Source organism: Stenotrophomonas chelatiphaga (assembly GCF_001431535.1).
Lineage (GTDB): Bacteria > Pseudomonadota > Gammaproteobacteria > Xanthomonadales > Xanthomonadaceae > Stenotrophomonas > Stenotrophomonas chelatiphaga.
Map to the genome: position 1 here is coordinate 1 of NZ_LDJK01000102.1, position 6,587 is coordinate 6,587.

The window sequence follows — 6,587 nt, forward strand, 5'->3', positions numbered from 1 at the left end:
TGCAGCCAACACATCGCAAACCGACACGGAGGGGGTCGGCGGAAGCGGCAGAGTTGTATAAGCGACAGCCCAAGCCCCACTCCAGACAACAAAAAACCCCCCTGGCTCACACCAGAGGGGTTCCGGATCTCACGAGCTGCCGACCAAGGTCGGCACTACGACAACAGAGCGATCAGGCGGCGACCGGCTTGCCGGCTTCCTGATACTCCTCGATCTGATCGAAGTTCATGTAACGGTAGATCTCCGCACCGCTGGCTTCCAGCACGCCCACGTCCGCCATGTACTCTTCCTTGGTCGGAATACGGCCCAGGCGCGAGCAGATCGCCGCCAGCTCCGCCGAACCCAGGTACACGTTCGAGTTGCGGCCCAGGCGGTTCGGGAAGTTGCGGGTCGAGGTCGAGAACACCGTCGCGCCCTCGCGCACCTGCGCCTGGTTGCCCATGCACAGCGAACAGCCCGGCATTTCCATGCGTGCACCGGCGCTGCCGAAGGTGCCGTAGTGGCCCTCGCGGGTCAGCTCGGAGGCATCCATCTTGGTCGGCGGAGCGACCCACAGCTTGGTCGGGATGTCACGCTTGCCTTCCAGCAGCTTGGCCGCCGCACGGAAGTGACCGATGTTGGTCATGCACGAACCGATGAACACTTCATCGATCTTGGCACCGGCCACCTCGGACAGCATCTTGACGTCATCCGGATCGTTCGGGCACGCCACGATCGGCTCGTGGATGTCGGCCAGGTCGATCTCGATCACCGCCGCGTACTCGGCATCGGCATCCGGTGCCAGCAGCTGCGGATCGGCCAGCCATTCCTTCATCTTGTCGATGCGACGCTGCAGCGAACGCGGATCCTGGTACCCCTCGGCAATCATCCACTGCAGCAGGGTGATGTTGCTGGTCAGGTATTCAATGATCGGCGCCTTGTCCAGGTGCACCGAGCAACCGGCAGCGGAACGCTCGGCCGAGGCATCGGACAGCTCGAACGCCTGTTCCACCTTCAGGTCCGGCAGGCCTTCGATTTCCAGGATGCGACCGGAGAAGATGTTCTTCTTGCCGGCCTTGGCCACGGTCAGCAGGCCGGCCTTGATCGCGTACAGCGGGATCGCGTTGACCAGGTCGCGCAGGGTCACGCCGGGCTGCATCTTGCCCTTGAAGCGCACCAGCACCGATTCCGGCATGTCCAGCGGCATCACGCCGGTGGCAGCAGCAAAGGCCACCAGGCCCGAACCGGCCGGGAACGAAATACCAACCGGGAAGCGGGTGTGCGAGTCACCGCCGGTGCCGACCGTGTCCGGCAGCAGCATGCGGTTGAGCCAGCTGTGGATCACGCCGTCGCCCGGACGCAGCGAGATGCCGCCACGGGTGGAGATGAACTCCGGCAGGGTGTGATGGGTCTTGACGTCGACCGGCTTCGGGTAGGCCGCGGTGTGGCAGAACGACTGCATCACCAGGTCCGCCGAGAAGCCCAGGCAGGCCAGGTCCTTCAGTTCGTCACGGGTCATCGGACCGGTGGTGTCCTGCGAACCGACCGAGGTCATCTTCGGTTCGCAGTAGGTCCCCGGGCGCATGCCCTGGCCTTCCGGCAGGCCACAGGCGCGGCCAACCATCTTCTGCGCCAGCGAGAAGCCCTTGCCGGTGTCGGCGGGCTGCACCGGCAGGCGGAACAGGTCGGTGACCGGCATGCCCAACGCTTCGCGCGCCTTGGCGGTCAGGCCACGGCCGACGATCAGCGGGATGCGGCCACCAGCGCGCACTTCGTCGAACAGCACGTCCGACTTGACCTGGAATTCGGCGATCACTTCGCCGTTCTTCAGCGCCTTGCCGTCGTACGGACGCAGCTCGATGACATCACCGTGCTCCATCTGGGTGACGTCCAGCTCGATCGGCAGCGCGCCGGCATCTTCCATGGTGTTGTAGAAGATCGGGGCGATCTTCGAACCCAGGCAGACACCGCCGAAACGCTTGTTCGGGATGAACGGAATGTCTTCGCCGGTGAACCACAGCACGCTGTTGGTGGCCGACTTGCGCGAGGAACCGGTACCGACCACGTCGCCCACGTAGGCGACCAGGTGGCCCTTGTCCTTCAGCGACAGGATTTCCTGGATCGGGCCGCGCTTGCCATCTTCTTCCGGCACGAACGCCGCGTCGGGACGCTTGTTCTTCAGCATCGCCAGGGCGTGCAGCGGGATGTCCGGGCGGGTGGTGGCATCCGGCGCCGGCGACAGGTCGTCGGTGTTGGTTTCGCCCGGCACCTTGAACACGGTCAGGGTCATGCTCTGGGCTACTTCCGGACGGCTGGTGAACCATTCGGCGTCGGCCCAGCTCTGCAGCACGGACTGGGCGTTGGCGTTGCCGGCCTTGGCCTTTTCCTGCACATCGTGGAAGGCATCGAACACCAGCAGGGTGTTCTTCAGCGCGGCCGCGGCGATGCTGCCAACGGTGGCATCATCCAGCAGCTGGACCAGCGGGGCGACGTTGTAACCGCCGAGCATGGTGCCCAGCAGTTCGGTGGCGCGCTCGCGGCTGATCAGCGGGTTCTGCTCGCTGCCGAAGGCGATGGCGGCCAGGTAGGAGGCCTTGACCTTGGCGGCGTCATCGACGCCGGCCGGCACGCGGTGGGTCAGCAGGTCGAGCAGGAACTCGGCTTCGCCGGCGGGCGGGTTCTTCAGCAGTTCAATGACATCGGCCGTCTGCTGCGCGGTCAGCGGCAGGGGCGGGATGCCAAGCGCAGCGCGCTCGGCGACGTGGTGGCGGTAGGCTTCCAACATGACAACTCCCGGGTAATGCGGTGAATAAAACGGTTGGATGAAGCAATGAAAACAGGGCTACGTCGGGGTCACTTCGCGGTTCAGGCCTGCGGCACGATCAGCTTCAGGCCTTTGAAGTAATCCCGGTAAAACGTGTCGTTCCAGGTGATCAGGCCATCGCACTGCAGCAGCGCGTGGGCACCGACCATGAAGCCGTCCAGGCTGCGGCGCTGGTTGCCGCGCTGGCGGTGGCGGCGTTGCATCTCACCGGCGCGCAGGGCCGATTTGGCTTCCAGTGCGTTGAAATGCACGCCCATTTCTTCCAGCGCCTCCAGCACTTCAGCCCCGCCGCGCAGCGCGGCGCAGACTTCGGCCAGGGTCGCCCCGCAGACCACTACGCGGCCGCCGATCAGGCTCTGCCGCAGGCAGGCCTCCACGGCATCGGCCTGCGGGCCGTTGCTGAGCAGTTCGATCAGGACCGGGGAATCAACGGCGATCATGGCCGGCTTACTGCTCGTCACGGACGGCCTTCACAGCCGCATCGGTGGAGTCGAAGCCATCCAGTGCGAACTTGCCGCGGGCGCGCGAGATGGCGTCGTCCACGCTCTTGCGCAGGATGATCCGGCCGCCTTCCAGTTCCACGGTCAGCTGGGTGCCCTTGGTCAGGCCCAGCGCATCGCGGACCGCCTTGGGCAAGGTGATCTGGCCGCGTTCAGCTACGGTGGCTTCCATGGGTAGGCCCTCTTCGGTATGTACGAATTATACATACTTTTGAAAAAGGGGACGGAGGGAATTAAGGCGTTGTCAGCCCGGCGGTAGGCGAAAACGACTTAATTCCCTCCGTCCCCTTTTTTGGGAGGTGCTGACATGGGCGCTACATCTGAATGTGTAAGATTTCCAGCTGAGCAAGCAGGCGCGCCCGGTGCGCGGCCGTTGCAAGCCATCAGCAAAGGAGCCATCCGCAATGAGTGATTCGTTCTCCACGCGCAGCCAGCTGGACGTAGGCGGCAAGCGCTACGATTACTTCAGCCTGCCCAAGCTGGGCCAGCGCTTCGATATTTCCCACCTGCCCTATTCGATGAAGATCCTGCTGGAGAACCTGCTCCGGCATGAGGATGGCGGGGTCACCGTGGGCAAGGACCACATCGAAGCGGTAGCGACCTGGGACCCGAAGGCCGAACCGGAAATCGAGATCGCCTTCATGCCCGCGCGCGTGGTGCTGCAGGACTTCACCGGCGTGCCCTGCGTGGTCGACCTGGCGGCGATGCGCGATGCGGTGGTCAAGCTCGGCGGCAGTCCGGAGCAGATCAACCCGCAGATCCCCTCCGAGCTGGTCATCGACCATTCGGTGCAGGTGGACGTGTTCGGCAAGCCCGAAGCGCTGGATCTCAACGGCAAGATCGAATTCCAGCGCAACCAGGAACGCTACGGCTTCCTGCGCTGGGGCCAGAAGGCCTTCGACAACTTCAAGGTGGTGCCGCCCAACACCGGCATCGTCCACCAGGTGAACCTGGAAAACCTGGCCCGCGTGGTGATGGCCGTTGACAAGGACGGTACCCAGGTCGCCTATCCGGATACGGTGTTCGGCACCGACAGCCACACCACCATGATCAACGGTATCGGCGTGCTGGGCTGGGGCGTGGGCGGCATCGAGGCCGAAGCGGCGATGCTCGGCCAGCCCTCCTCGATGCTGATCCCGCAGGTCGTCGGCTTCAAGCTGACCGGCCAGATGCCCGAAGGGGCCACCGCCACCGACCTGGTGCTGACCGTCACCCAGATGCTGCGCAAGCACGGCGTGGTCGGCAAGTTCGTCGAGTTCTTCGGCGAAGGCCTGCAGCACCTGCCGCTGGCCGACCGCGCGACGATCGGCAACATGGCGCCGGAGTATGGCGCGACCTGCGGCATCTTCCCGATCGATCACGAATCGCTGAACTACCTGCGCCTGTCCGGTCGCCCGGAAGAGCAGATCGCGCTGGTGGAAGCCTATGCCAAGGCGCAGGGCCTGTGGCACGACGCCGATACCGCGCACGCCCAGTACAGCGCCACGCTGGAACTGGACATGGGCACGGTCAAGCCGTCGCTGGCCGGCCCCAAGCGCCCGCAGGACCGCGTGCTGCTGGAAGACGTGCAGGCCAACTACCGCGAAGCGCTGGTCGGGCTGACCACCAACCGCGACAAGAAGGACGTGGACGTCTCCACCTTCGTCAACGAAGGCGGCGGCACGGCGGTCGGCAACGAACAGCTTGCCAAGGGCCAGGCCGACGTGGAACTGGACGGCAAGGCGTTCCGGCTGAAGGATGGCGCGGTGGTGATCGCGGCCATTACCTCCTGCACCAACACCTCCAATCCGGCGGTGATGATCGGTGCCGGCCTGCTGGCCCGCAATGCCGCCGCGCGTGGACTCAACCGCCAGCCGTGGGTGAAGACCTCGCTCGGCCCGGGTTCGCGCGTGGTCACCGATTACCTGTCCAAGGCCGGCGTGCTGACCGAACTGGAGAAGCTCGGCTTCTACGTGGTGGGCTATGGCTGCACCACCTGCATCGGCAACTCCGGCCCGCTGCCGGCTGAAGTCAGCGCCGGCATCGCGCTGGGTGACCTGGTGGTGACCTCGGTGTTGTCGGGCAACCGCAACTTCGAAGGCCGGGTGCACCCGGAAGTGAAGATGAACTACCTGGCCAGCCCGCCGCTGGTGGTGGCCTATGCGATCGCCGGCACCACCGACATCGACCTGACCACCGAACCGCTGGGCACCGGCAGCGATGGCCAGCCGGTGTACCTGCGTGACATCTGGCCGAGCAACAAGGAAATCGGCGATGTCATCGCCGCGACCCTGGGGCCGGAGATGTTCAAGCAGAACTACGCCGACGTGTTCAAGGGCGACTCGCGCTGGAACACCATCGCCTCGCCCGATGGCGACCTGTACGAATGGGACGACGGCTCCACCTACATCAAGAACCCGCCCTACTTCGATGGCATGACGATGCAGGTCGGCAGCATCGACGATGTGCACGGGGCACGGGTGATGGGCCTGTTCGGTGATTCGATCACCACCGACCATATCTCCCCGGCCGGCAACATCAAGAAGGAATCGCCTGCGGGCCGCTTCCTGCAGGAGCGCGGCGTGCAGCCGGCGGACTTCAACAGCTACGGCAGCCGTCGTGGCAATGATGACGTGATGGTCCGCGGCACCTTCGCCAACATCCGCATCAAGAACCTGATGTTCGGCGGCGAAGAAGGCGGCAACACGCTGTATTACCCGGCCAGCGGTGGCGAGCCGGAGAAGCTGGCGATCTACGATGCGGCGATCAAGTACAAGGCCGACGGCGTGCCGCTGGTGGTGCTGGCCGGCAAGGAATACGGCACCGGTTCGTCGCGCGACTGGGCCGCCAAGGGCACCCTGCTGCTGGGGGTCAAGGCGGTCATCGCCGAAAGCTTCGAGCGCATCCATCGCTCCAACCTGGTCGGCATGGGCGTGCTGCCGCTGCAGTTCCGCAACGGCGAGAACGCTCAGTCGCTGGGCCTGGACGGATCAGAAGTGTTCGACATCACCGGGCTGAAGGATGGCGCGAGCAAGCGCGCGACGGTGGCGGCGAAGAAGGCCGATGGCACGGTTGTCACGTTCGAGGCGTCGGTGATGCTGCTGACGCCGAAGGAAGTGGAGTATTTCCGCCACGGTGGGTTGCTGCAGTACGTGCTGCGGCAGTTGGCGGGACGCTGAGGGTTGGGGGCCTGCTCGAACGGGCTGGGCCCCCTCGCGGCTGATGGTGTTGCTGCTGGCTTGCTAGGTGGCGCCGGGTGGGTGGAGGCTGCGGGGGACGGCAAATGCCGCTCCTGCGGGCCTCGT

At 65.1% G+C, this 6,587-nt stretch carries 4 protein-coding genes; 1 reads left to right on the forward strand and 3 read right to left on the reverse strand.

What is annotated here, in order from left to right:
• Window positions 1-172 precede the first annotated feature (172 nt).
• The 3 genes from acnB to ABB28_RS16845 all read right to left on the reverse strand — a co-directional run bounded on the left by acnB (window position 173) and on the right by ABB28_RS16845 (window position 3,475).
• On the reverse strand, window positions 173-2,764 hold the full coding sequence (gene acnB / locus ABB28_RS16835; RefSeq protein ID WP_057687520.1) for a bifunctional aconitate hydratase 2/2-methylisocitrate dehydratase: 2,592 nt from the start codon (window positions 2,762-2,764) through the stop codon (window positions 173-175).
• Between the two features lie 80 nt (window positions 2,765-2,844).
• Window positions 2,845-3,243: a type II toxin-antitoxin system VapC family toxin gene (locus tag ABB28_RS16840; RefSeq protein ID WP_057687521.1), complete on the reverse strand. Its 399-nt coding sequence runs from the start codon at window positions 3,241-3,243 to the stop codon at window positions 2,845-2,847.
• A 7-nt stretch (window positions 3,244-3,250) separates the two neighbouring features.
• The gene (locus ABB28_RS16845) at window positions 3,251-3,475 is read right to left on the reverse strand and encodes an AbrB/MazE/SpoVT family DNA-binding domain-containing protein (RefSeq protein WP_057687522.1); all 225 of its coding nucleotides are present in this window, start codon (window positions 3,473-3,475) and stop codon (window positions 3,251-3,253) included.
• 232 nt (window positions 3,476-3,707) lie between these two features.
• Here ABB28_RS16845 and acnA point away from each other — a divergent pair, with 232 nt between their 5' ends.
• Window positions 3,708-6,461: an aconitate hydratase AcnA gene (gene acnA / locus ABB28_RS16850; protein WP_057687523.1), complete on the forward strand. Its 2,754-nt coding sequence runs from the start codon at window positions 3,708-3,710 to the stop codon at window positions 6,459-6,461.
• Window positions 6,462-6,587 lie beyond the last annotated feature (126 nt).

Bases quoted from the DNA above. Each gene is read 5' to 3' on its own strand.
- acnB (WP_057687520.1), bottom strand. From the start codon at position 2,764: ATGTTGGAAGCCTACCGCCACCACGTCGCCGAGCGCGCTGCGCTTGGC.
- ABB28_RS16840 (WP_057687521.1), bottom strand. From the start codon at position 3,243: ATGATCGCCGTTGATTCCCCGGTCCTGATCGAACTGCTCAGCAACGGC.
- ABB28_RS16845 (WP_057687522.1), bottom strand. From the start codon at position 3,475: ATGGAAGCCACCGTAGCTGAACGCGGCCAGATCACCTTGCCCAAGGCG.
- acnA (WP_057687523.1), top strand. From the start codon at position 3,708: ATGAGTGATTCGTTCTCCACGCGCAGCCAGCTGGACGTAGGCGGCAAG.